At 62.1% G+C, this 23,394-nt stretch carries 22 protein-coding genes; 7 read left to right on the top strand and 15 right to left on the bottom strand.

Annotation, left to right across the window (positions count from 1 at the left end; genetic code table 11):
• Nucleotides 1-98: 98 nt before the first annotated feature.
• Nucleotides 99-1,400: a serpin family protein gene (locus KSW38_RS01020; protein ID WP_216921678.1), complete on the top strand. Its 1,302-nt coding sequence runs from the start codon at nt 99-101 to the stop codon at nt 1,398-1,400.
• Nucleotides 1,401-1,489: 89 nt separating this feature from the next.
• On the opposite strand, the gene KSW38_RS01015 is transcribed toward KSW38_RS01020, so the two are convergent.
• Nucleotides 1,490-2,104 (bottom strand): TetR/AcrR family transcriptional regulator, encoded by a 615-nt coding sequence (locus KSW38_RS01015; protein WP_216921674.1) that lies wholly within the window; start codon nt 2,102-2,104, stop codon nt 1,490-1,492.
• 308 nt (nt 2,105-2,412) lie between these two features.
• Between KSW38_RS01015 and KSW38_RS01010 the strand changes: the two genes are divergently transcribed.
• Nucleotides 2,413-3,342 carry a cytochrome b/b6 domain-containing protein gene (locus KSW38_RS01010; protein WP_216921671.1) on the top strand — a complete coding sequence of 310 codons (930 nt, stop codon included), beginning with the start codon at nt 2,413-2,415 and terminating at the stop codon, nt 3,340-3,342.
• A gap of 10 nt (nt 3,343-3,352) precedes the next feature.
• On the opposite strand, the gene KSW38_RS01005 is transcribed toward KSW38_RS01010, so the two are convergent.
• From KSW38_RS01005 to KSW38_RS00985, 5 genes are all read right to left on the bottom strand, one after another.
• Nucleotides 3,353-4,186: a hydroxymethylpyrimidine/phosphomethylpyrimidine kinase gene (locus KSW38_RS01005; protein WP_428982336.1), complete on the bottom strand. Its 834-nt coding sequence runs from the start codon at nt 4,184-4,186 to the stop codon at nt 3,353-3,355.
• A gap of 50 nt (nt 4,187-4,236) precedes the next feature.
• Nucleotides 4,237-5,202 carry a TAXI family TRAP transporter solute-binding subunit gene (locus tag KSW38_RS01000; protein ID WP_216921665.1) on the bottom strand — a complete coding sequence of 322 codons (966 nt, stop codon included), beginning with the start codon at nt 5,200-5,202 and terminating at the stop codon, nt 4,237-4,239.
• The gene (locus KSW38_RS00995; protein WP_216921662.1) at nt 5,195-6,610 is read right to left on the bottom strand and encodes a sensor histidine kinase; all 1,416 of its coding nucleotides are present in this window, start codon (nt 6,608-6,610) and stop codon (nt 5,195-5,197) included. Before KSW38_RS00995 ends, KSW38_RS01000 begins: the two co-directional genes overlap by 8 nt.
• Nucleotides 6,607-7,269, bottom strand: coding sequence for a response regulator transcription factor (locus tag KSW38_RS00990; protein WP_216921659.1), 663 nt, complete (start codon nt 7,267-7,269; stop codon nt 6,607-6,609). The genes KSW38_RS00995 and KSW38_RS00990 overlap by 4 nt, the downstream gene beginning before the upstream one ends.
• 160 nt (nt 7,270-7,429) lie before the next feature.
• The gene (locus KSW38_RS00985; RefSeq protein WP_216921657.1) at nt 7,430-8,833 is read right to left on the bottom strand and encodes an MFS transporter; all 1,404 of its coding nucleotides are present in this window, start codon (nt 8,831-8,833) and stop codon (nt 7,430-7,432) included.
• 395 nt (nt 8,834-9,228) lie between these two features.
• Here KSW38_RS00985 and KSW38_RS00980 point away from each other — a divergent pair, with 395 nt between their 5' ends.
• Both KSW38_RS00980 and KSW38_RS00975 read left to right on the top strand, forming a co-directional pair.
• Nucleotides 9,229-9,759: a methyltransferase family protein gene (locus KSW38_RS00980; protein ID WP_216921654.1), complete on the top strand. Its 531-nt coding sequence runs from the start codon at nt 9,229-9,231 to the stop codon at nt 9,757-9,759.
• 235 nt (nt 9,760-9,994) lie between these two features.
• Nucleotides 9,995-10,705 carry a queuosine precursor transporter gene (locus KSW38_RS00975; RefSeq protein ID WP_216921651.1) on the top strand — a complete coding sequence of 237 codons (711 nt, stop codon included), beginning with the start codon at nt 9,995-9,997 and terminating at the stop codon, nt 10,703-10,705.
• A 10-nt stretch (nt 10,706-10,715) separates the two neighbouring features.
• Here KSW38_RS00975 and tgt read toward each other — a convergent pair whose 3' ends face one another.
• From tgt to KSW38_RS00950, 5 genes are all read right to left on the bottom strand, one after another.
• Nucleotides 10,716-12,047: a tRNA guanosine(34) transglycosylase Tgt gene (gene tgt, locus KSW38_RS00970; RefSeq protein WP_216921648.1), complete on the bottom strand. Its 1,332-nt coding sequence runs from the start codon at nt 12,045-12,047 to the stop codon at nt 10,716-10,718.
• Between the two features lie 46 nt (nt 12,048-12,093).
• On the bottom strand, nt 12,094-12,804 hold the full coding sequence (locus KSW38_RS00965) for an SRPBCC family protein (protein WP_216921645.1): 711 nt from the start codon (nt 12,802-12,804) through the stop codon (nt 12,094-12,096).
• A 49-nt stretch (nt 12,805-12,853) separates the two neighbouring features.
• Entirely contained in the window at nt 12,854-13,861 is a 1,008-nt protein-coding gene (locus tag KSW38_RS00960) for a DUF6707 family protein (RefSeq protein WP_216921642.1), read from the bottom strand.
• Nucleotides 13,862-13,972: 111 nt separating this feature from the next.
• Complete coding sequence (locus KSW38_RS00955) at nt 13,973-14,512, bottom strand: NUDIX hydrolase family protein (protein ID WP_216921639.1); 540 nt, start codon at nt 14,510-14,512, stop codon at nt 13,973-13,975.
• A gap of 73 nt (nt 14,513-14,585) precedes the next feature.
• Complete coding sequence (locus tag KSW38_RS00950; protein ID WP_216921636.1) at nt 14,586-15,326, bottom strand: hypothetical protein; 741 nt, start codon at nt 15,324-15,326, stop codon at nt 14,586-14,588.
• An 81-nt stretch (nt 15,327-15,407) separates the two neighbouring features.
• Here KSW38_RS00950 and KSW38_RS00945 point away from each other — a divergent pair, with 81 nt between their 5' ends.
• Nucleotides 15,408-16,013, top strand: coding sequence for a YdeI/OmpD-associated family protein (locus KSW38_RS00945; RefSeq protein WP_216921633.1), 606 nt, complete (start codon nt 15,408-15,410; stop codon nt 16,011-16,013).
• Nucleotides 16,014-16,030: 17 nt separating this feature from the next.
• On the opposite strand, the gene KSW38_RS00940 is transcribed toward KSW38_RS00945, so the two are convergent.
• The 4 genes from KSW38_RS00940 to KSW38_RS00925 form a co-directional block, all read right to left on the bottom strand.
• Entirely contained in the window at nt 16,031-17,197 is a 1,167-nt protein-coding gene (locus KSW38_RS00940; protein WP_216921631.1) for an ABC transporter ATP-binding protein, read from the bottom strand.
• On the bottom strand, nt 17,194-18,795 hold the full coding sequence (locus KSW38_RS00935) for an ABC transporter permease (RefSeq protein WP_216921628.1): 1,602 nt from the start codon (nt 18,793-18,795) through the stop codon (nt 17,194-17,196). The genes KSW38_RS00940 and KSW38_RS00935 overlap by 4 nt, the downstream gene beginning before the upstream one ends.
• A gap of 4 nt (nt 18,796-18,799) precedes the next feature.
• Entirely contained in the window at nt 18,800-19,855 is a 1,056-nt protein-coding gene (locus tag KSW38_RS00930) for an iron ABC transporter substrate-binding protein (RefSeq protein WP_216921625.1), read from the bottom strand.
• Nucleotides 19,856-20,046: 191 nt separating this feature from the next.
• Nucleotides 20,047-21,204 carry a glycoside hydrolase family 76 protein gene (locus KSW38_RS00925; RefSeq protein WP_216921622.1) on the bottom strand — a complete coding sequence of 386 codons (1,158 nt, stop codon included), beginning with the start codon at nt 21,202-21,204 and terminating at the stop codon, nt 20,047-20,049.
• 91 nt (nt 21,205-21,295) lie between these two features.
• Here KSW38_RS00925 and KSW38_RS00920 point away from each other — a divergent pair, with 91 nt between their 5' ends.
• Both KSW38_RS00920 and KSW38_RS00915 read left to right on the top strand, forming a co-directional pair.
• Nucleotides 21,296-22,120 (top strand): SDR family NAD(P)-dependent oxidoreductase, encoded by an 825-nt coding sequence (locus tag KSW38_RS00920; protein WP_216921619.1) that lies wholly within the window; start codon nt 21,296-21,298, stop codon nt 22,118-22,120.
• Nucleotides 22,120-23,391 (top strand): acyl-CoA dehydrogenase family protein, encoded by a 1,272-nt coding sequence (locus KSW38_RS00915; protein WP_428982352.1) that lies wholly within the window; start codon nt 22,120-22,122, stop codon nt 23,389-23,391. Before KSW38_RS00920 ends, KSW38_RS00915 begins: the two co-directional genes overlap by 1 nt.
• Nucleotides 23,392-23,394 lie beyond the last annotated feature (3 nt).

Here is a 23,394-nt window from a genome sequence, read left to right as displayed (position 1 = left end):
ACATTCCGGCCACATTTGGGCATCCCTCTCTCAGATCGCGTGAGTTCCGAAGGCAAAGCGTGCAGCATGTGAGGAGAAGATCAAATGGGGGGATCGGTATGTATCGAGTTCGGAAAGTGGTCGCGGTAGTAGCGGCAGCCATATTGGCGAGCGGATCGGCGACAATCAGTGCCTGCGCGCCGCAACCAGCCGACGTCGGGCTCGTCAAGGCCGACGGCGTTACGCGGGTTTCGGTCCAAGCGGCGGATTACGCTGCCCAACGCGAGGCGCTGAATGCCTCCGCGCGCAAGCTCGGCGCTACACTGCTCGCGGACGGAGGGGATGCCGCAAACGGAAATGTTGTTTCGTCGCCCGCCGGCCTGTTGATCGCGCTCAGCATGCTGCGAGCCGGAGCATCCGGAGAATCTGCCGCTGAGATGGATTCGGCCCTGGCTTTGCCCATCGACGGTCGCGACGAAGCGATGAACGCGGTACTCGCTGCGCTGGAAAAGTATGACGGTGACCCCGGCAGCGTGGACGAGGACGACCCGCCGCGCAAACCTGTCATGCACGCAGTCAACGGCCTGTTCGTCGACAAAGGCATCCCCACCGGAAAGGACTTTCTGGCCACGCTCGCCAAGCACTATGGCACGGGTGTGTACCCGGTGTCCTTCCAGGATGAGGCCGTGACCAAACCTGCCATTGACCAATGGGTCAGCAGCAACACGGGTGGCAGGATCAAGGAAGCACCTGCAAAGTACGATCCCGACAACACCTTCAGCTTGCTCAACGCGCTCTACTTCGCCGCGGCTTGGCAAACGCCCTTCGACCCGAACGACACATCGGCTCAGCCCTTCACCAAAGCCGGCGGGGAAGTCGTCTCCGTTCCCACTATGCACGGAGGCATCAGCATGGCGTATGCCGAAGGCGCGGGCTGGAAAGCCGTTGACCTCCCGTACGCCGAAGGTTTCGTGATGAGGCTGGTACTGCCCGACGGCGGTGCGTCGGGTGTCGCCGGTGCAGTTCCGGTTTCAGCGGAGGTGCTTTCTGACGTTGCCCGACGCTTGGAAAACGCCCCGGTGGGGATGGTCCAGATCAGCCTGCCCAAATGGGACCACAAGACGACCTTTGAACTGCGGAAGGTCTTCGAAACACTCGGCCTCAGGAAAACACTGGCGACACAGTCCGATTTCGATGCGATCCAACAGGGAATGCAACTTACTCAAGCGGCACAAGCAGCCAACATTACCGTTGCTGAAAAGGGAACCATCGCATCCGCTGTAACCCAGCTCAACGGGGATGCCGCAAGCGCCCTCATTGCAGAACGCGAGATCATCCTCGACCACCCGTTCCATTACGAGATTGTGCACGTTGAAACCGACATGCCGTTGTTCACGGGTTGGGTTGCTGATCCGCGCTGAGGGGCAGGATGTGCAAGAGGAACAGCCGGAACCCGCCGGGATGTGAGAGAAGAACTGCCGGAAGGGGGTTGGATGTGAGAGAGCGTTGGCTATTGAACCAGCCGCCCCCCCAGCACTGCCGCAGCCTCAACGACGTCGTCCGCCTGCCGTTTGGACGAACTCAAGGCGACCTCGTGTCCGGCGAGAGTAATGATGTCCGTGATGACCGCGACCGTGAGCTTGCCCAGAGTGTCATCGCTGGCGCCCAGCAGCACGGAGTTTTGCCGAACCCACTCGCGTCCACGTTCACGCCGAAGTACCTCGAACCCCGGGGGAGTGTCGCCCTCGATGAACACCCGCTCCAATGCGCGGTGCGTCCAGGTGTAGTCGAAGTAGCTGCGGCTGCCCACGTTGAACAGTGCCAACGGATCGTTCTCGCCTGACTTCTTGGCCTTTGCTACAGCCGCGGCGACGAGCCTTTCATGCTCGTTTTGATAATCATCCCAGATGGCCAGGAACAGTTCGGTCTTGCCCCCGAAGTGGTGATACAGGCTGCCGACGCTTGAGCCGGAACGGGCTACGACGTCCGAAATGCTGGCATCGGTGAAGCCGTGTTCGCAGAAAACTTCCCTGGCCGCATCCAGGAGGTTTCTTCGGGTGGCGGCTGTCCGGCTCCATTGCCACGAGCCGGAATGGACTGCGGCGTTGGATGTTTTACGAACCAAGGATGCTCCCTTCGCCGCGACATGCAGTTTGCCGGAGTGTCGTCGGGGTTCTTTCTGGAATCGTACCTTCACCAAGCCCCGACTTAAAGCATTCAAACCCCTTGACCATGAATCAACTAAAGGAAACAATCTTAGAAGCTTGTTCTAGAAATATGTGTTGCGGTATGTACCCGAATGCTGCGATTTTTGACGTCAAACGCCCCGAAACCCGGGTGCCGTTTTTACCGTCGCGCTGCAACTGGTTGAATCGCTATGAGAGAGCGCCAACTGGTCGCACGCCAAACAAAGCCAGAGAGGAACGCGGCCTGATGTCCGTTTCAAGCAAGTCGTCCGGGATCACGTCGAACAGGTGGTTCAAACCCGTCGTCGTTACCTCCGTAGCGTTGGTGGTGGCGTTGGTACTGGTGCTCATCGCCCAGTGGCTCCGGACGCTGCAACCCGTTCAACAGTTCCTGGTGGACTACCCTGGACACTCAGCGATCCCCGAGGGCACCCCCACAGGCTTCCCGGCATGGCTCGGCTGGCAGCACTTCCTCAACATGTTCTTCCTGGTTCTGATCATCCGCTCCGGCTGGCAGGTCCGGACCACCACAAGGCCGCCGGCTTACTGGACCCGGAACAACAAGGGCTTCATCAAGACCAAGAATGCGCCGTCCAAGATCAGCCTGGATCTCTGGTTCCACCTCACGCTGGATGCCTTGTGGGTGTTGAACGGCATCATCTTCATCGTCCTGCTGTTTGCTACCGGCCAGTGGCTGCGGATCATCCCCACCAACTGGGACGTCTTCCCCAACGCGTTGTCCGCAGCGCTGCAGTACGCCTCGCTGAACTGGCCCATTGAGAACGGCTGGAACAACTACAACAGCCTGCAGCTGCTGACCTACTTTGTCACCGTCTTCATCGCCGCCCCGCTGGCCATCATCACCGGTCTTCGGATGTCCGGTGCGTGGCCGAAAAAGGCCGCGGTCAACAAGTTCTACCCGATCGAACTCGCCCGCCAGATCCACTTCCCGGTGATGATCTACTTCGTGGCGTTCGTGATCGTCCACGTCACCTTGGTGCTGGCCACCGGTGCGCTGAACAACCTGAACCACATGTACGCCTCGAACAACGACTACAGCTGGTGGGGTTTCGGCATTTTCGCTGCCTCAATCGTCTTTACGGCGGCCGCTTGGTTCTTGGCTCGCCCGCTGTTCCTGCGCCCGGTCGCCTCGCTCATGGGCAAGGTCTCGCGCTAAGGGAAACCGTCTAGCGGGACCCGCCCTGCCACAGGGCATCAAACGGAGCGCCCGAGGATACCCGGTTCTTGATCCCGGCCGTCACGAACGCCTTGGCGGTGCGGGCAGCTTCCAGTGGCGTGGCGCCCTTGGCCAACTCAGCGGTCACCGCCGCGGCCAGGGAGCAGCCGGCACCGGACACAGCGACGTCGCCAACCTTGGGACTGCGCAGGACTTCCAGCGTTTCGCCGTCGTAGTAAACGTCGACGGCGTCAGGGCCTTCCAGCCGCACCCCACCTTTGGCGAGGACTACTGCGCCGCTGATCTCATGGATGCGGATGGCAGCGTCCTTCAATGACTCTTCGTCATTGATGGTCAGCCCGGACAGGGACTCAGCCTCAAAGTGGTTGGGGGTGACGAAGGTGGCCAGCGGCAGGATCTGCGCTTTCAAGGCCTGGTCGGTGTCCAAGGCGTGGCCGGGCTCCTGTCCCTTGCAGATCAGGACCGGGTCAAGGACCACGTTCGCGAATGAGCCATCGGCCAACGCCTTCTCCACCGTGCTGATGGTTGCCGGGCTGCCGAGCATGCCGATCTTCACGGTGTCCAGGGCAGATGGTGCGCCGGAAACGGGACCGTAGGCCGCCGTCGTGGCTTCCAACTGGTCAGCAATAACCTGCTGGTCCACTGGCACGAAGCGGTGGTTCCAGTTGTCCAGTGGGTCGAAGGAAACGATGCACGTGAGGTTCGCGATGCCGAAAACTCCCAGTTCCTGGAAGGTTTTGAGGTCGGCCTGCGCGCCGGCGCCGCCGGTCGCTTCGGAGCCGGCGATGGTCAGGGCAATGGCAGGGGCAACGGCTGAAGTCATGCCTTCCATCTTGCCAGTTGCCTCGCTGCCGGCAGATTCTGGCAGCAGCCTTAGCCGTGCAGGCGGCGGTACGTTGCCTTGGCGGCTGGGTGAAGGGGCACGCCAGCGGTGTTGATGAGGGTCTCGGGGCTGAGGAACTGCACGCCCGTGCTCGTCTTCGGGACCAGCTCCTGGGCCCGTTCCACTAGCAGTTCCACGGTCTCCGAAACCACGTGATCGGCAAGGTCGCTGCGGCAAAGGAGCAGGTTGGCCACGCCCACGGTCCACGTGGCAGCTGCGTCCCCGTAGCTCTTGGCGGGGATCAGGACGCGATCGTAGAAAACGCCATACTGCTCGCGCATGGCCTTGATGTGCTCGGACAAGTCGATCAACCGGAGACCAACCTCATTGGCAGTGGACGCGATGGCAGCGGTTGGCACGCCGCCAGACCAGAAGAGGGCATCAATGGAGCCGTCCCGGAGGGCTGCGAGCCCCTGGTTCAGCCCGAGATTCACTTGCTTGAGGCCCATGTCAGCCGGGGCTGCGGAGATGATGCGGGGAACGGTCAACGATGTTCCGGAGCCCACCTCGCCAACACCGGCCGTCATCCCGGCGAGATCGGCGAAGGAGCGAAGACCGCTATCCTCCCGCACGATGCAGTGGACGTAGTTTTGGTACACCTTTCCGAGCGCCACAAGATTCCCGCCGGGCTGCGGGGTGGCCGCAGCCTGGGCAGCTGCATCCGCAAGGGCGACGGCGAACGTCGCCTCACCTGACAACACCCGCCGGATGTTCTCCAGGCTTCCGCCGGTGGTCAGCGGAACGGCGGTTTGCGCCACACCCTCGCGTTGGAGCAACTCCGCGAACAACGTTGCGAACTCCAGGTAGAAGCCACCGGGTTCACCGCCGGCGACCGTCAGCCTTTGCAGCTTCTCGTCAGGAGTGCAAGCGGTCGATACCGGCAGCAAAAGGCCCGCCAATCCAACTGACAGACCGGCCCTGAGCGCAGCCCGCCTTGGCATGATCCGGCTATCCATCCTTGCCTCCTGACGGCTGCCGGAATTCAAGTCTTGCCGTCAATCCGTGTGGCTGTCTTCCTTCCAGCACAAGCTCAGCGTCATTCGCCTGCGCCAGTCGATCCACGATCGTCATGCCCAAGCCGTTCCCGGAGATCTTGCTGTGCTGCGGCGCCCGCCAAAACCGTGTTGTGGAGGCGGTGCGCTGCTCGGCGGAAAGCCCGGGACCGTCGTCGGAAACCTCGACGGCGAGCCCTCCTTCTGTCTGGTTCGTTGCCACCGTGATCCGGGAGCCAGGGGCGTACTTGATGGCGTTGGTCAGAAGTTCACCCACCATGTGTGCCAATTCGTCCGGATTGCACGCGAGGTGGAGCGGTTGCTCCGGCTGCGCGAGCGTGATCACGGAACCCGCGCGTTCAGCAGCCGGCATCGCCCGCTCCACCTCTCCTTGCAGGATTGGGAACGGGTCGATCACCGAATGGTGTTTGTGTTCTGCTTCTTGGTCCGCGCGCGTCGATCCCTCGAAAGCGCGGTGTTCCGCCGTCGCCAGCTTCAGCACGCCGTCGAGAATTGCCTCCACACGCTCAAGCTCAGCAACCACGCCTGCCGCGGCGGCTTTCTCGGGCTCCGACTTCAGCGCCAGTTGCAGCAGATCGATCCGGAGCCGCAAGGCACCCACCGGGTTCCGTAGTTCGTGCGAGGTGTCGGCGATCAGTTGGCGCTGCGAATCGATGCTCTCGGTCACTGTGTTGGCCATTGCGGTGAACGAGCGGCTCAGCTCCCGCAACTCGGGCGGACCGGCGTCGGGAAGGTGGCTCGTCTTGCCCGTCGTCTCAAGTTCGTGGACGGCGAGGCTCAGCCGATGGACCGGCCGCAGGACCCAGCCGGTGATGCGGGCCGCTGCCAACAGGAGGAGCGCGCCGAGCGCAACCGCCGCAAGCCCGACGACGAGCCACCGCTCCCGTAGCTTCTCCCGGGCCGCTTCGGGATTAACTTCAAGGACCGCCTCCCCGAGCACCTGGCTGGCTGTGCCGAAGGACCTCGAGATAACCTCCGTGCCGGATCCGAAGGGCCTGATCGGGCTGAGCGTGGTGTCGCTGAGGTTCAAGCTGGCCCGGTTCAGGGCATCACGGACTTCGGCGCGGTCCTCGCTCAGGTCCCCTGAGCGCACTGTCTGCTGCTGGAGCCGGACCAGGATGCCCTCGCCGTAGAGCTCGGAATAGCGATCCATTTCGCGTTGCAGCTGGGTGGTGTCATTGTCCGATGAAGCGTCATTGGCGAGCTGGGCAAACCGGTTCAATGACGTGACGCGGTTGATCTGGAGTTCCTGGGTGAGCTCCCTGCCGGCCGATGTCAGGATCACGCTGGACACGGTGACCACTATGAGCACTGAGATCACGCTCAGGATGGCCAGGACACGGATTTTCACGGCTGCTCGACGCGGTAACCGACCCCGCGGACGTTGATGATGAAGCCGGGAAGTTGGAGCTTGGACCGCAGGCCCGTGAGGTGCACATCCAAGGACCGGGAATTTGCGAGGAAAGCGTCACCCCAGAGGGCATCGAGGATCTGTTCCCTTGTCACTACGGATCCTGCGTGCCTTGCCAGGAGGCTGAGGAGTTCGAACTCTGTTGCGGTCAGGGAGAGTTCCCTTTCGCCAACAGCTGCTTTCCGGCGGTCGAGGTCCACGCTGACGTTTCCCACCACGATGCTGTGCGGTGCAGCCTGCCCAGCACGGTTGGTCCGGCGTGTCACCGCTTCGATCCTGGCCAGCAATTCCACGAGCTTCACAGGCTTGACCAGATAGTCGTCGGCCCCGGATCGAAGGCCCAGGACCACACTGCGCTCGTCGTCGCGCGCCGTCAGGATCAGGATGGGGACCTGGGTTACCTGGCGCAGTTTCCGTAGGACATCCAACCCGTCCAGGTCCGGCAGTCCGAGATCGAGCAGGATCACTTCGTGGTGCCGATGCCCAAGGAGTGCGTCTTCGCCACGGGACACCCTTGTAGCTTTGTGGCCGGCGGATGCAACGGCAGCGCTCAAGGCCGACGCCATGGCGTCGTCATCCTCGACGATGAGCACGTGCACTGTGTGATCCTTTGGGGTGGGCTGGTGGGCTGGTGGGCTGGTGGGCTGGTTCGCTACTCGAGCTTAACGTTGTGAGGCCCGTTCTGCGCCCCTCGGAGTGTCCAAAGGGCGCAGAGCGGGCCTCACAAGCCAGCCGTTCTAGGCGCTGGCACAGCAGGTTTTAGGCGTTGGCCAGGTCCTTCTTGTCCTCGTCGGCTTCGTGCGAGGCAGAGCCCTTCGCGGCGAAGGCGCTTCCCTGCTCGGCGTCCAAGTGCGTCGCTTTCTTGTTCTTCAACGCGAAGATGTATACAAGCAGCGAGATGAAGATCGCGGCAGTCACATAGGTGAAGAACATGTCCACCTGCCCGGCCTTCTGCAGAGCGGCGCCAATCAGCGGAACCGTGCCGCCGAACAGCGAGTTCGCGATCGCATATCCCAGGCCGACACCCAGGGCCCGGATCGATGCCGGGAACAGCTCAGCCTTCACCAGCGCATTGATGGAGGTGTAGCCGCCAACCATGAGCAGGCCGCCCAGCATGAGCAGGAACGCCATAAACGGATCCTTGGTTCCGGACAGCGTGGAGAGCAACGGCCATGTGAACAGTACACCCGTAACGCCGAACCAAATCAGCAGCGGCTTGCGGCCGATCTTGTCCGAAATCAAGCCATAGACCGGCTGGAGCAACATGAAGATGAACAATGCCCAGAAGTTGATGACGGAGGTATCGGTCTTGGCGATTCCGGACGTATCGTTCATGAACTTCAGGATGAAGTTGGTGTACGTGTAGAACGCCACGGTGCCACCGAGCGTGATACCAATGCAGATGAGCAGCGGCTTCCAGTGCTTGGTGAACAGCAGTTTCATGGTCCCCGGCTGTGCCTCGCCTTCAACCTTCACGTGCGCGGCGCGGAGCTGATCGGCGGAAAGCGTTTCTTCCATGGACCGGCGAAGCCAGAGGACAACCAACGCAGCGACGCCACCAATCGCGAAAGGAATTCGCCAGCCCCAGGCCGTCAGGTCTTCCTTGCCCATGGTGTTCTGCAGGATCACCAGCACCAGGAGGGCCAGCATCTGCCCGCCAATGAGCGTTACGTACTGGAAGCTGGAGAAGAAACCGCGGCGCTTGGCAGTGGCAGCCTCGGACATATAGGTGGCGCTGGTACCGTATTCGCCGCCCACCGAGAAGCCCTGCACGACGCGGATAAAGACCAGCAGGATCAGTGCCCAGAGCCCAATCACGTCCTGGGTTGGCAGGAGCGCAATGGCAAACGAACCGGCCGACATCATGGTCACGCTGAGGGTCAGAGCGGCCTTGCGGCCCTTGCGGTCGGCGTAACGGCCGAAGAACCAGCTGCCGATGGGACGCATGAGGAACGACGTCGAGAAGACCGCCATCGCTTCAAGGCCAGCCTGCAGATCGTCAGAGGAGTTGAAAAAGTGCGACTGGAAATACGCCGCGAAAACCGTATAGACGTAGAGATCGAACCACTCCACGAGGTTGCCCGCGGAGCCTTTGAGGATGTTACTCACGGCCTTGCGTGTCTGCGCGGCCTCGCTGAGGGGCGCAACTTGTTGGGTGCTCATCAATGAACCTTCCTGGACGGCAGCGTTTTGCCGCGGCCGTGTCTTGCATGAGTTCGTTCTGTCCATGAAGCTCGTGCTCATGGCGTCCTTGCGCATGGCTCTTCGTCGACTAAGAAAGGTCCTCCATGGGTGAAGAGGACATAATCCAAACTATTGGTGATACAGGGCACAGCCAACGCCGGAAGCGATTTCCTAACACTTCCTTAGGTTTCGGGCGTTCCTCTCGCAGATCATCGCCGGTTTTGGGCGTTCCTCTCGCAGATCATCGCCGGTTTTGGGCAATGTTCTCTCACATGGCCGCTTGCTCCGAAGCCTGTGCGCGAGATTTCGAGCTGTCCCGTTCAGCGCAAATGAGTGGCTGGTGGACGGGGGCCAGGTGCGATTAGTCTTCAGGCATGGCCTCCGTTCTCGGGTCGATCGACCGGACAGTGCGCGCTTTGGGGAGCCTCTACCGGACCACCCCATTGCCACCGGGCCAAGTGGTTGGCTTGGTGCTGGATGCGGCCCTTGACCGTCTGCATCCTGCTCCTGTTCAAGCGCCCGGGACCGTGCGCAGAACCGTCGGCCTCGGCTTGGCTCTGGCAGGGGTTGGTTTTACCGCGTGGGCCGTGGCGGAACGTCGGCGCCAAACGACCGGCACCTTTTCGTTGGAGCGCCCCGAGGGTCTGGTCACCACCGGTCCCTATGCCGCCAGCCGCCATCCGATGTACCTCGGGTGGTGGCTGATCCACTCGGGCGTGGGGATCTTTAGAGGTTCTCCCTGGACGCTCGCTACTTTGCCCGCTGGAATCCTGGTGGAACACTTTGGCACGTTGTGGGAAGAGAAGATGCTTCGGCGGGAATTCGGCCAGTCCTACGCTGACTACTCGGACAGGGTTCCCCGATACTTCGACTTCCATTGTCGCCACTCAGGACCATTGGCGTGATCGAGTGATGTGAACGAGCATTCGCCAATCAGGGGGATTATGTGAGCGAGAATCCAGAAAAGCCCTCGGTTATGTGAGAGAGGGAAGGGCGAATCGCGTCGGGATGTGAGAGAGCATCCGGGGATGGGACAATAAAACCGGTGTCGGGCTGAATGCCTCACCAACCACAGTGCTAATACAGCGGGGCGCCGTGCTTCACGGGCGCCTGCGCGAACCACTACGAAATGGATGACCCATGACCTCGCCCTCTGGCTCCAGCACATTGAGCAAGCCCGCACCCCGCTTCGCGTCGATCGGCTCCCCATACTTCGGCATCATGTTGGCCATCATGGCCGTGGTGCTGATCCTGTCCAACATTGGCGCTTCCAAAGGAGTGGTACTCGGCCCCATCATCACAGATGGCGGGTTCTTCCTGTTCCCGCTGGCCTACATCCTGGGCGACGTAATGAGCGAGGTCTATGGCTTCAAGGTTGCCCGCAAAGCCATCGTCACGTCGTTCGCGCTCTCGGTGTTCGCCTCGCTTTGCTACTGGGTGATCATCGCGCTGCCCGGCTTCGACGACGAATATGGAACCGCGAAGCAGGCAGCAATCGAGGGGGCGCTTGGACCCGTGCCGCAGATCGTCCTTGCCTCGCTGCTGGCTTTCCTCGCCGGACAGACCATCAACTCCTGGATCCTGGTGAAGATGAAGGCACGCACCGGTGAAAAGACCCTTTGGGCGCGCCTTATGGGTTCCTCCGTGGTGGGTGAATTCGTGGACACCCTGATTTTCTGCAGCATCGCAGCCTCGGTCATTGGCATCACGGACTTTGGAATGTTCGCCAACTACGTCTTGGTGGGCTTCCTCTACAAGACCGGCGTGGAGTTCCTGTTCGTGCCTGTCACCGTAATGGTTGTTGGCTGGATCAAGAAGCGCGAGCCGAGCTACGGGGTAGTCGCGGCCTAGCCGTACTAAGCTACGACGCCCTGCCTTTCGTGTAGTACCGGCCCAGCGTCTCCGCCTTGAACTCGAAGAAATCCCCGGACTCGATGGCCAACCGCGCGTCGTCCACCATCTTCACCACGAAACGCTCATTGTGGATGGAGATCAGTGTCGCCGAGACCATCTCCTTCGCCTTGTAGAGGTGGTGGATGTACGCACGCGAATAGTTTCCGCAGGTGTAACAGTCGCAGTCATCCTGCAGCGGTCCGAAATCGGCCTTATAGCGGGCACCGGACAGGTTGAACCGACCGGAGGGCGTATAGAACGCGGAATTCCGGGCCACGCGGGTGGGTGACACGCAGTCGAAAGTGTCGGCCCCATTCTCGATTGCCGTAAAGATGTCGTCCGGCTCGGAAATGCCCAGCAGGTGCCGTGGCTTGTCCTCGGGAAGTTCCTCATTGCACCACCGCACGATGGTGCCCAGGTTCTCCTTCTCCAATGCGCCGCCGATCCCGTATCCATCAAACGGCATGGCCCCGAGGTCCCGGCAGGCCTTTCGGCGCAGGTCCTCGTATTGCGCACCCTGGATCACGCCGAACAGCGCCTGGTACGGCTTCCCGACGCGGGCGGAAGTCAAACGGGCATGTTCTTCCAAACACCGCAGTGCCCACAAACGCGTCCGCTCCAGCGACTCCTCCTGGTACGCCCGGGAGTTCTGCAAGGTTGTCAGCTCGTCGAACGCGAACATAATGTCAGCGCCGATCTGATGCTGGACCTGCATGGAGATCTCGGGGGAGAAGCGGTGCCGGTCCCCGTTGAGGTGCGACTTGAACCACACGCCGTCGTCATCAATGTGTGCCAGCCGTTCCTTGCCAGGTGCCACCGCGTCATCGGGCCCCGACGTGTCCACATTCTTCATGTCGATGACCTTCTTGAAGCCCGAGCCCAGGCTCATGACCTGGAATCCACCTGAATCCGTGAACGTCGGCCCGGACCAATTCATGAAAGCGCCCAGCCCGCCGGCGGCGTCGAGAATCTCCGGACCCGGCTGCAGGTATAGATGGTAGGCGTTGGCGAGCACTGCCTGCGCACCCAGCCCGGCAATGGACTCGGGCAGCACGGCCTTGACCGTCGCTTTGGTCCCGACGGCGATAAACGCGGGCGTCTGGATGGTTCCGTGCGGCGTGGTGATAGTTCCGGTTCGGCCCAGGAAAGTGCCGCCATTGGCGTCGACCAACGCGTCCGACGGCGAGCACGTTTCAGTCAGGCGTTGGCCCACCGAAAAGGAGAACCCGGATGCCCGTGAAGAAGTACCCGGCAAGGCAGTGGACGGAGAGGACGAGGGCAGGAAAGCGGAAGCTGGCACGCTACCAAGTGTGCCAGCTTTACCGCGGGTAACCTGCGGAGCCCGCCTAGGAGCTGTAGTTCTCAGCCTTCCAGTTGTCCCACGACGACCGGATGTCCGCCAAGGTGTGAGCCCCCAACTCGTACGTGGAGGCAATCACCATGGAGCCGCCGTCGGGCCTTTTCTCCGGAATCGGCAGCTGCTCCGCCACGATTAGCAGCCCATCGCCGTGCTCCGCGTAGCTGTGTACGGTAAGGCCCACTTGGTGCCGACTCTTGAACCACACGCGGCCGGAGATTTTCTCGCCGGTGCCAAGTGTGAGGGAGTAGTCATCTCCGACTGGCGGGAGATCGCCCAGCCCCAGCTTCTCGATGGCCGGACCACCACTGCCGGGAAGAGACACGAAGTGCGTTCGCCGTTGTCCGTGCGGGTGCCGCTCAAGGGCGAAGCGGAGTTGTTGCAGGAACGTGAGCCACCCTTGGGTGATGTCCTCGTCCCACTCAGCCCACTCGGAATCGTGGTCCAGCGCTGAGCGCGTGACCTTGACTTCGGTGCCGCCGGAAACGGGGTGGAGTTCAAATTCATCCCCGCCATGGACGGTCAGCTTGGTGTGATCGGGATTTTCCACCACATCGGGATGGAAGTAGATCTGTTTGATTTCGTCGGCGAGGTCATCGGCTTCCCACCCGTGCCATTGAGCCACCAGCGAGGGTTCGCGCAGCATTGTCCAAACCTGCTGCGCGTCGGCATTAACCACAACGCTCAGATTGTTCGTCATGGCCCCGAATCTACCGCCGTTCGCGTCCATAAAACAGGTCTTGAAATGTTCAGGCGCGCACTGCATCCAGTTCGATGCCGATCCGACGGCCCAATTCCTCTTCTCCCAGGGTTTCGGATCCACCGTGGGCCCGCAGGAACAGCAGCGATTCCAGGCGAAGGAAGCGCCATTCCCGCTCAGCTTCATGGTTGCCGTTGTCGATTGCGCGGAAGATTTCCTTGTCGTACAGATTCGGTTCGTTCAGTGCGCGCTGGCGGACCTTGGCGGCGATGCGCGCCTTGAAGGGGTCCGTTTCCTCTGACTCATGGGCGCGCAGCAATTTCTCGTATACAGCCGCTCGTTCGGTTTGTCCGCCCTCCCGGCAAATAAAACTGGAGAGTGCCAGCGCGCGTTCAATCGACGCCCAGCGGTCGGGGTTGCCGTCAAAGGGCAGCACGTTCAGGAGATCCGCCACCCTCAGGGCATTATCCGGGTCGCGCAGCACGATGCAGAGATCGAACGCCAAATTACTGAGGTCCCGGAGGCAGCTTCCGGACTTGGTGTTGATGCCCTTGGCCAGCCTCTCGGCGAGCACCTGGACGCCGTTCTTGCCCTTGTGATTAGCGACGGCGGCCCGGACCACAGCTTCAGGCGTCCCCTCCGGCTCGGGGATCAGCGCAAGCTCTTCCGGGACCGGCGTGAGTGCGGGTGGCGTCTCCGGGCGCGGCGGAACGACGACGGCGGGCCCAGCTTCAGGGTCCACGTCGTCTTCCGCGGAGGTGCTGTTGCCGGTGGCGGCTTCGGATTCCGGAACACCAGCTGCGGAAGAGTCGGATGCCCCAGAGCCAGCGGAAACTCCGTCCCCCACGGGCACACTGGACCCCAGAGCGACCCGTACCGCAGCGCCGTCGACCGTTGTCACGAGCAGCAGCGCGGGTACGCCGTAATCATCGTTCTGGACCTCGATAGTGCCGATTTCCTCGGCGGGCCCGTCTCCGGGCAGGAACACAAAGTCTCCGGGTTGCAGGTCCCCAGCCTGCTTTTCGCGGTATTGCTGTGAGGCTGGGCTGTGAGTCATCGGAAGTCCTTTGGTTCTCTTGCGGTCCGCCGTCCAGTCTACAAACTCCGGCCGCCGAGGGAGGTCGGGACCCGCTAGAGGACGACGACGGAGCTAGACGACGATGCCGAGCTAAAGGACGATGCCGGAGAAAGCCAGCGCCTGGCGCACCAGGTTCCCGCGGCCGCCCTCGAACTCCTGCTGCACGTCCTCGCTCAGGACTTCCTGCGGCGTCATCCACGTGAGTTCCAGGGCGTCCTGGCGCGGTTCGCATTCCCCAGTGACCGGGATGATGAAGACCAGCGACACTGCGTGCTGACGGTCATCGGTGAATCCCGTCTGGGACGGCGCGGGGAAGTATTCGGCCACAGTGAAGGGAACAGGGCTGATGGGCAGCTGCGGGAATGCGAGGGGGCCGAGGTCTTTTTCCATGTGCCGCAGCAGGGCTGCACGGATGGTTTCACGGTAGAGGACACGCCCGGAGACGAGGTAGCGCACCATGTTGCCGTCGGCGTCACCCTGCAGGAGGGAGCCGACTTCATTGACGTACCCGAGCGGATCAAGGCGGACGGGGACTGCCTCCACGTAAACCATGGGAAGACGGCCGCGGGCTTCGAAGAGGTCTTCGTCGGAAAGCCAGCCTGGATACGGGTCGGGTGTACGTACGCTCATGGTTAAGTTCTACCCCATCCCAGGCCGAAGTTCGGTGGCAGGGCCCCCGGGTGCTGCCGCATTAAGCTGCTGGCTATGTTTGGTTGCGCACGTCCGGCGTCCGCTCAACCACGATTGACGCCGGCGCGGAGCCGCCCACAGCATCAGGGTTGGCGACGTAGAGCACGCCCTCGCTGATCCGCGCCTCGATTCCCGCTTCGTGGAGTTTGAGCAGCAGAGGGTCCAGATCGCCGTCGTATTCAAAAGCGAGGTCGCCGGACTCCGCAGCCGCACCGTGGATCACACGCAGGATTCCGCCGTTTTTGGTTGTGAAGGTTGCTGATTCGTCATCCGAGCTCCGGGGCCGGGCGCCGATGTTGCGAAGCTCCTGTGCGGAATCGTCGACGCCGGGACTCACCCAGGTGGCTACAACGGCAAGAGCCGGGTCGGCTTTGTCCGACGTGGCCCAGGTGCCGTCCGCGGCTCGTTGGGCGGGGTCAGCCAGGAATGTGAAGCCATCCCGGGCCGTGACCTGAACCGTCTGGCCGTGCGAAGCTTCGGTGAGCTCTGCGATGGTCCCGTCTTCCTGCGTGCGCCGGGCAAACTCTTCCAGGCCCCCAACCTCGACGCCGAAGACCGTGGTGCCATCCTGAGGACCTGCGGGGTCGTGCGCCGCTGCGTCATGCTGTACGCGACGCAGCGCAAGGCGACCGGAGCCGGCGTCGAACTCGAACCAATCCTTGTCCTCAAAGGTGGAGACCAGGCCCAAGGCTTCCAGCAGCTCAGCCCACTGTTCCGGGCGTGAGGTGAAGTGGATGGGGCGGGCTCGCAACATGGGTCCTCCTGGCACGGCTTCACTGGCATTTCGGCTTCCGTCCTCCAGCCTATGCCGTCCGGTTTGCAGCAGAATGAACCCATGCCTATCGAGCTCGAAGAATTGATCGTCAAGGATGCCACCGAGTGGCGGGCGTGGCTCGAGGAGCACGCGGTTGACAGTCCTGGCGTGTGGCTGGTCCTGCACAAAAAGCGCGGGAACGTCACAGAGTTGGACTACGACGCCGCGTTGGACGAGGCGCTCTGTTTCGGCTGGATCGACGGCCAATCCAAAAGCCGCGACGCCGAAAGCTACTTCCAGCGCATGACACCCCGGGGCCGCCGCAGCATCTGGTCGGCACGCAACGTTGGGCACATTGCCCGCTTGGACAAGGAAGGGAAGATGACCGCTGCCGGGTGGGCCGCCGTGGACGCTGCCAAAGCCGACGGGCGATGGGAAGCTGCCTATGCCGGACCCGCGGATTCAGTGGTTCCCGATGATCTCGCAGCTGCCATCGCGGCTGTTCCCGAGGCGCAGGCCATGTTCGACGTCCTGACGTCCCAAAACCGCTTCGCTCTCATACACCGGACCAACCTCGTCAAGAGGGCAGACACGAGGGAGCGCAAGATCGCCGATTTTGTGGAGATGCTTGCTCGGTACGAGGCACCGTACCCTCAGAAGAAACGCCCGGCGTCAGGGCCCAAGTAGCGTCAGGGCCTAAGTAATCATGCCTCGGGCGGGAACGCCACACCCTCGCCCACCACGCGCAGGCTAAGCACAGTTCCAGGTTTGGTGATGGACGCGTTCCAGTGCCGGATGGTGATGATCTCGCCTCCGCCGGGGTAACGGTGGCCATTCCCGGATAAGACGCCGTCAGCCGCGGTGTAAGCGGAGAGCTGTATTCGAACGGTGGTCTCGGGACCGAAGTAGTCCGTGTCCACAACCACGCCCCGGATCGGGCCGTCGGGTGCGATCCGGATCTGCTCGGGGCGGAGCATGAGCTGAACTTTGCCCTGTGCCGGTGGCCGGCGGACCGGAATTCCGCCCAGGGAACAGGTGGCCAGGGATCCTTCCATCCACGCGTCCAGGATTACTGCGTCGCCTAGGAATTCGGCTGTCGCGCGGTCTGCTGGGCGCGTGTAGACCACAAAGGGGTTGCCGATCTGTGCCAGTTTTCCTCCGCGCATGATGGCCACCTGGTCGGCAAAGGAAAGAGCTTCAGCTTGGTCGTGCGTCACCAGGATGGTGGTGACGCCGGCTGCGTTGAGCACCTTGGCAACGGCCCGGCGCGTAGCTACACGGAGCCCGGCGTCAAGAGCGGAGAAGGGTTCATCCAGCAACATGAGCTCCGGTTCGCGGGCCAGCGCACGTGCCAGGGCGACGCGCTGTTGCTGCCCACCGGACAACTGGTGCGGACGTCGCTTCGCCATCGAGGCGTCCAGCGACACCATTTCGAGCAGTTCCTGGACACGGGAAGCAACGGCCCGGCGGCCGCCGTCGAGCTTTCCGGAATCCAGACCAAAAGCGACGTTCTGTCCCACGGTCAGATGCGGGAAAAGAGCCCCATCCTGGGCGACGTATCCCACTTGTCGTTTGTGCGCAGGGAACCACACTCCATTGCCCGCAACCGTTGATCCGTTCAGCGCAATGGTCCCGGTGTCTGGATGCTCAAAACCCGCGATCAAGCGAAGCAGTGTGGTTTTGCCGGAGCCTGAAGGACCAACAATGGCCGTGGTTCCACCCTTGGCCACCGAAAGATTGACCCCCTTCAGGACAGCCTGGGAACCGAAGTTCTTTGTGACCTCAGCGATGTCCAAGTGCGTGTTGGTGGTGGGCACAATGGAGGGAGCCACTCGCGGTGACGGGAGCCTGGAGGGAGATTGTTCGGTCACTGTCCGGCTACTTTCTTGGACTGTTGGAAAAGAAGGTAGGTCATCGGGGCGGAAAGCACGATCATCAAAAGCGCATAGGGTGCAGCACCTGTGTAGTCGATCTCGCTGCTCTTGCTCCAGAACTCCGTCGCCAGGGTGCGGGTTCCATTGGGCGAAAGAAGGAGGGTGGCCGTGAGTTCGTTGACGATAGCAAGGAAGACAAGCGCGGCCCCGCCTGCCGCCGCCGGCGCCGTGAGCCGGAGCGTCACCCTGAAGAAGGACACCAGCGGAGCTTTGCCAAGGGATTGAGCGGCTTCATCGAGCTCCTTGGGTGCCTGGGCCAGCCCGGAGCGGATGTTGACCAGTGCGCGGGGAAGGAAGAGCAAGACATAGGCGGCCACCAGCACGCCGGCACTTTGATAGATGCCGGGGACTGCGCGGATGCTGACGGTGACGAAGGCGAGGCCAACCACAATGCCGGGCAGGGAGCTGGTCACATAGTTGGACAGTTCGAGCATCTTGCTGAACCAGCTGGGATGCCGGACTGCCAAGTAGGCCATGGGAAAAGCCACGATCGTGGTAACTGCGGCACCGACAGCCCCGTACAAGAGGGTTTGCAGCAGCGCGGGCAGGAATTCGTCGGCGGCCCATACCTCGGCGCCTCCGGCAGAAAGCCAGCGCAGGACGAACCAGACAGGAAGCCCAAACGCCAGGGCTGTCAGGGCCAGCAAAGCGAGCTGAGCCGGAGCCTGGTATCCGCCCAAGGGCGCCCGTGTTGCTTTCGCTTGGGCGCCTGAGCCAATCCGCGCGTAGCGGGCTGTGCCTCGGCTCTTGACTTCAGCAAGGAGAAGAAGCAGACAAAGGAAGACCAGGACACTGGCCAGCATGTTTCCGGCAGTGCCGTTGAACGTCGACTGGAACTGGACCATGATCGCCGTCGTGAAGGTATCAAAGCGGATCATTGCGAAAGCGCCATACTCGGCAAGGAGGTGCAACGCCACCAGCAGCGCGCCGCCGGTCATTGCGATACGAAGCTGCGGGAGCACTACCCGGAAGAACACGGCCCAGGTACCGAGTCCGAGCGATGCGGCAGATTGTTCGATCGCCGGATCCAATCGCCCCAGCGTGGCCGCCGCGGGGATATAGACCAGCGGGAAATAGGACAATGTGGCGATCAGGACGCCGGACCAGATACCCTGCAGGGAAGGTACAGCCGAGACCCACGCGTAGCTGTTGACGAAGGCGGGAATGGCCAGCGGTGCAGCCAGGGCAACCGCCCACCACCGGTTTCCACGCAGCTTGGTGCGCTCCACCAGCCAGGCGCCGCCAACTCCCAGAATGAGGCACAACGGCACCGTGAGGACCATCAGCATGATGGTGTTCAACAGCAGTTCGCCCACCCGTGGCCGAACGATAAGTGCGACGGCGGTGTCCCAGCCTGTCGCTGCCGTCATGAAGATGACGTAGCCCAGGGGCATCAGGGAAAACAGGGCGATCAACACCGCAAGCAACGACACCGTGGAAACGCCGAATGGCGGGCGAGGGCGCTTGCCCTTGCCCGCCGTCGGCGTGCTCCCTGGCGACTGTGGGAGGTCGGGAGCCGATAGATCAGTGGTCACAGAATTACAGGAGTCCTGCCTTGGTCATCAGATCGGTGACCTTTGTGGAGTTCAGCTTGGCCGGGTCAACCGTGGGTGCCTGCAGGTCCTTGATCGGGACAAGCTTGTCATTGGCGTCCACCTGCGAGGCGATGGCGTACTCGAACGAGGTGCCGGTCTTCAGGACTTCCTGGCCCTTCTTCCCGGTAATGAACTTCAGGAACGCCTGGGCATCGGCTGCCTTCTTGGATGACTTCAGGACACCGCCGCCGGAGACTGAAAGGAACGCGCCCGGATCCTGGTTCTTGAAGAAGTACGGCGTGACGTTCTTGGAGTTCTCGCCGGTCTTGGCCTGGTCGCCGTAGTAGTAATAGTGGTAGATCAGTGCGGCGTCCACTTCACCGGCGTTGACGGCCTTCATGGCAGTGCTGTTGCCCTTGTAGGCTTTGAAGTTTTCCTTCATGCCCTTGAGCCACTCTTCCGTAGCGGCTTCGCCCTTGAGCTCAAGCAGCGCTGCGACGATCGCCTGGAAGTCGGCTCCCGACGGCGAAGCGGCCCACTTGCCCTTCCACTCCGGGTTCGCCAAGTCCAGCATCGACTTGGGCAGCTTGTCTTCGCTGATCTTGTTCTTGTCGTACACAAGGACCGTGGAGCGGGCTGCGATGCCGGTCCACTTGCCCGTGGAAGGCCGGAATTCAGCCGGGACCTGGTCCAGGGTTGCCTTGTCTACGTCGGCAAACAGTCCCGCATTCTCAACCTGCGCCATCGCAGGGGAGTTCTCGGTGAGGAAAACGTCTGCCGGAGAAGCAGCGCCTTCCTGGACGATCTGGTTGGAGAGTTCGGTATCCGAGCCCTGCCGCATGGTGACCTTGATGCCGGTTTCCTGGGTGAAGGCGTCCACCCATTCCTTGGTGAGGCTCTCATGCTGCGCGTTGTAAACCGTGATGCCGTCGCCGGAGGCAGCCGCGTCTGAACCGGAAGCAGTGGGAGCAGTGCCGGCGTTGGAACCACAGGCGGTGAGGCCAAGGGCGGCGGAAGCGAGCAGGGCGATTCCAGCCAGCGCGTTTTTGGAGAGCTTCATAAGGGCTTCTTTCTGCGAACAAAGAACAGCGTGCCAAGTTTGGGGCTTGGGTCCGTGTGAGCGGGACGGGTTTGGAGGAGCCCGCTGAGAAAAGCGTAGGTTAGGCAAACCTATGCTTCCAAAGCTAAGAGGGCTTAAGTGATGAGGATCACAACAATTACGGAACTATTGCATGCCGTAATTACTGCGGACTAAGTTTCCAGCGTGGCCGCTGCCTCCAGCGTCATCCACGCCTGGAGTTGGGTGGAGAGCTCGACGGCGGTCCCCGCCGGATACGTTTCACTCGCCGGTCGCAAGGGGTTCGGGGAGAAGGTAAGGCCCGGAGTTTTGGGATCACCACTGGACTCCCTGCGGCCATCCCAGAAGGCCTGGGCTGTGCTGAGAACGAGCACTTTAGCGATGTCACGGGCGGAATCCTGGAGCCGCTGATCCCGGGCAGCGAGCGCCAGGTACCGGATCAAGATGCCGGTAAAGAGGCCCCCATCCCCGGTTCCATCGCCATGGATTACCTGCGTGCCCGGCACCGTTAGCTCCCTCGCAACGGCTTCGATCAGATGGGCGGCGCGGTCCAGGTTCTCCTCTCCGCCCAGTTCCAGGAGTGCCCCAAGGATTGGCCCTTGGTTGTAGGTGTAGACCGCGTCCTCAAGGACGATCTCCCCATTCCGTATGCGAAGTCCATCAAGATAAAGGCCGCGGCCGGGGTGAAGGAGTTTGCCATTCAGCCAGTTCACCAGGGCTTGGGCCCGCTCACGGTGATCGGTTCGTGCGTAGTACAGGGCAACCGGGGCCGTTGCGGGCGTGTTCTTGAAGTCCCTCTTGGTACTCCAGAATGTTCCGCCGCCCAAGTCATCCGTGGAGGCCGAATCGAATTGGAGGGTTAGCTTCCGGCGAATATAGGCATTTCGGCGGCGTCCGGGCTTTCGCGTCTCCTCGGCCAGCTTTTCCAATCGGAGGGTGGACAGTGCGAGCCAAGCCATGTCGTCGTAGTAATCGTTGACGAACCTGAAGAAGTTCCGGAGGCGGATGGTGGTGACCAGCCGGGAAGCGAGCCGTCCCGCGCTCGGGCGGGAGTCGCCGTCGAACCTTCTCTTGGTGGCCAGTTCCCGGCGGCCTGTATCCACCAGGCAGTCGACGTAGTGTGCCTGCCACCAGTAATGCCATGGACCGAGAAGGCCGCGGATGCCGCGGGAGGGGATGCTGACGGCGCCGATGTGGGTGCCTGGGAGGAAAAGCAGCCGTCGGCCGAAGAGTCGCGTGACGGAACGGGCGGCCTCGTCTGCGCGAATCGCCCACACTGCTGCCTCCGTTGTGGGTGGTTGCTGGCCGGCGGGGTTGCTTTCGGTGGGCATTGAACCAGCCTATCGGGCGGCCCGAGGTGCGCTGGATCACAATTCCAGTTAACATGCATTAACGGATTCTGGCCTGCATCAAGGAGGATGGATGGACATCAAGGGCACTGTCGCGCTGGTAACCGGCGGGGCATCAGGCTTGGGCGCGGCAACCGCCAAACGCTTGTTCGACGGCGGGGCGTCGGTGGTGCTGGTGGACCTGCCAAATTCTGCCGGTGAGGATTACGCGGCGGAGTTGAACGCTGCTGGTTCTGCCAACGCGACTGGTTCTACCCGCGGAGGCTCGGATCCCGAGGCCGTCTTTGTGCCCGCGGACGTAACCAACGAAGCCCAGGTGCAGGCCGCCGTCGATGCCGCGGCTTCACTGGGAACCCTGCGAATAGTTGTTAACTGCGCCGGCATCGCTACGCCGGGCAAGGTCCTGGGCCGCGATGGCGTTCTGCCCCTTGAGACTTTCAACAAGGTCATCCAGATCAACCTCGTTGGAACCTTCAACGTCATCCGCCTGGCGGTAGCAGCAATGGTGGAGAGCGAGCCGGTTTCGACGGAATTGGGCGGACCGGAGCGCGGAGTCGTCATCAACACGGCGTCCGTAGCGGCTTTCGAAGGGCAGATCGGCCAGCCCGCCTATGCCGCATCCAAAGGTGCTGTCGCGGCGATGACACTGCCTCTTGCGCGCGAGTTCGCCCGCTCCCTGATCCGCGTTGCCACCATTGCGCCCGGGATCTTTGAAACCCCCATGATGGCTGGGTTGCCGCCAGCTGCCCAGGAATCCCTTGGCCAGCAGGTTCCCCACCCTGCCCGGCTAGGGCGCGCCGCCGAATACGCCAATCTAGCGGCACACATCGTCGAAAATGCCATGCTGAACGGCGAGACAATCAGGCTGGACGGCGCCATCCGTATGGGCCTGAAATGATGGGCGACTACAGCGGCGGGCCAGTACCCGCCGGCATGGTGGGTAAGGTGGGGGCCTCAGCGGCCGACCTCCCCACGGCCGACTTCTTCGACTTCGAGTCTCTCCTCAGCGTCCAGGAACAGCGGAAACTCAACGAACTCCGCTCCTTCCTTGCCTCCGAGATCGCCCCCTATGCAGGGCAGTGGTGGGACAAAGCCGAGTTCCCCGAACACATCCTGCCCAAGCTCGCGGCCCTTCGCCTCAGTGCCCCGGCCCAGCGCGGTTACACACACCTGTTCGCCGGGCTGGTCATTGCCGAGATGACCCGCGTAGACACCTCCATCGCGACGTTCTTCATGGTCCACCACGATCTCTTCGTTGATTCGCTCTACGACTTTGGCAGCGACGCCCAGCAGGACAAATACCTCGACGACGCCTCAAACCTCCGTACCACAGGGGCCTTCGCGCTCACCGAACCAGAGCATGGGTCCGATGTCGCCGGCGGTATGCAGACAACAGCCCGGCGTGTGGCAAGAGCAGCCTCCGACGGCGGTGACTACTGGGTGATTAACGGCGCTAAACGCTGGATCGGCAATGGGACGTTCTGCGACTACATGCTGGTGTGGGCCAAAGACGAAAGCGACGGCGCTGTCCGGGCATTCATCGTGGACGCCTCGTTGCCGGGCATCACTCGGAGCCGGATCGAGAACAAGATTGCCCTGCGGACAGTGCAGAACGCCGACATCCTCTTCGAAGACGTGCACGTTGCAGAATCAGACCGTTTCGGCGGAATCAGCAGTTTTGCCGATACCAACCATCTGCTGCGCGGCTCGCGGATCATGGTTGCCTGGCAGGCGGTAGGCCAACAGCTGGCAGCCTTCGACGTCGCGCGCCAGTATGCGGTGGAACGACTGCAGTTCGGTAAACCCCTTGCCAGGTTCCAGTTGATCCAGCAGCATCTGGTGGACATGCTCGGCAACGCCGTGGCCAGCATGGGGATGATGGTGCGGATCGCCCAACTCCAAGAGGGCATTTCCCGCGACGCGCAAGGTGCCCTGCACGGCGGTGCCGATATGGCACAAGTGGCTCTCGCAAAGGCCTACTGCAGTGCACGGATGCGTGAAAGCGTGGCCTTGGGCCGTTCCATCCTGGGCGGGAACGGCATCGTCACCGACTACAAAATCGCCAAGATTTTTGCCGACGCCGAGGCCATCTTCACCTACGAGGGCTCCTACGAGATCAACTCATTGATCGTGGGCCGGGCAGTAACGGGGGTCTCTGCCATCGTATAGTCA

It is taken from the genome of Paenarthrobacter aromaticivorans, from assembly GCF_019038615.1.
GTDB classification, from domain to species: Bacteria; Actinomycetota; Actinomycetes; order Actinomycetales; family Micrococcaceae; genus Arthrobacter; species Arthrobacter aromaticivorans.
The sequence above is the reverse complement of the archived record's forward strand: the minus strand, read 5'-3'. Positions and strand labels throughout refer to the sequence as shown.

Excerpts from the sequence above, each read along its gene's own strand:
- KSW38_RS00915 (WP_428982352.1), top strand. The coding sequence starts at position 22,120 with ATGGGCGACTACAGCGGCGGGCCAGTACCCGCCGGCATGGTGGGTAAG.
- KSW38_RS00985 (WP_216921657.1), bottom strand. The coding sequence starts at position 8,833 with ATGAGCACCCAACAAGTTGCGCCCCTCAGCGAGGCCGCGCAGACACGC.
- KSW38_RS01020 (WP_216921678.1), top strand. The coding sequence starts at position 99 with ATGTATCGAGTTCGGAAAGTGGTCGCGGTAGTAGCGGCAGCCATATTG.
- KSW38_RS00975 (WP_216921651.1), top strand. The coding sequence starts at position 9,995 with ATGACCTCGCCCTCTGGCTCCAGCACATTGAGCAAGCCCGCACCCCGC.
- KSW38_RS00950 (WP_216921636.1), bottom strand. The coding sequence starts at position 15,326 with ATGTTGCGAGCCCGCCCCATCCACTTCACCTCACGCCCGGAACAGTGG.
- KSW38_RS00965 (WP_216921645.1), bottom strand. The coding sequence starts at position 12,804 with ATGACGAACAATCTGAGCGTTGTGGTTAATGCCGACGCGCAGCAGGTT.
- KSW38_RS00960 (WP_216921642.1), bottom strand. The coding sequence starts at position 13,861 with ATGACTCACAGCCCAGCCTCACAGCAATACCGCGAAAAGCAGGCTGGG.
- KSW38_RS00980 (WP_216921654.1), top strand. The coding sequence starts at position 9,229 with ATGGCCTCCGTTCTCGGGTCGATCGACCGGACAGTGCGCGCTTTGGGG.
- KSW38_RS00920 (WP_216921619.1), top strand. The coding sequence starts at position 21,296 with ATGGACATCAAGGGCACTGTCGCGCTGGTAACCGGCGGGGCATCAGGC.
- KSW38_RS01010 (WP_216921671.1), top strand. The coding sequence starts at position 2,413 with ATGTCCGTTTCAAGCAAGTCGTCCGGGATCACGTCGAACAGGTGGTTC.
- KSW38_RS01000 (WP_216921665.1), bottom strand. The coding sequence starts at position 5,202 with ATGGATAGCCGGATCATGCCAAGGCGGGCTGCGCTCAGGGCCGGTCTG.
- KSW38_RS00945 (WP_216921633.1), top strand. The coding sequence starts at position 15,408 with ATGCCTATCGAGCTCGAAGAATTGATCGTCAAGGATGCCACCGAGTGG.
- KSW38_RS00930 (WP_216921625.1), bottom strand. The coding sequence starts at position 19,855 with ATGAAGCTCTCCAAAAACGCGCTGGCTGGAATCGCCCTGCTCGCTTCC.
- KSW38_RS00955 (WP_216921639.1), bottom strand. The coding sequence starts at position 14,512 with ATGAGCGTACGTACACCCGACCCGTATCCAGGCTGGCTTTCCGACGAA.
- KSW38_RS01005 (WP_428982336.1), bottom strand. The coding sequence starts at position 4,186 with ATGACTTCAGCCGTTGCCCCTGCCATTGCCCTGACCATCGCCGGCTCC.
- KSW38_RS00925 (WP_216921622.1), bottom strand. The coding sequence starts at position 21,204 with ATGCCCACCGAAAGCAACCCCGCCGGCCAGCAACCACCCACAACGGAG.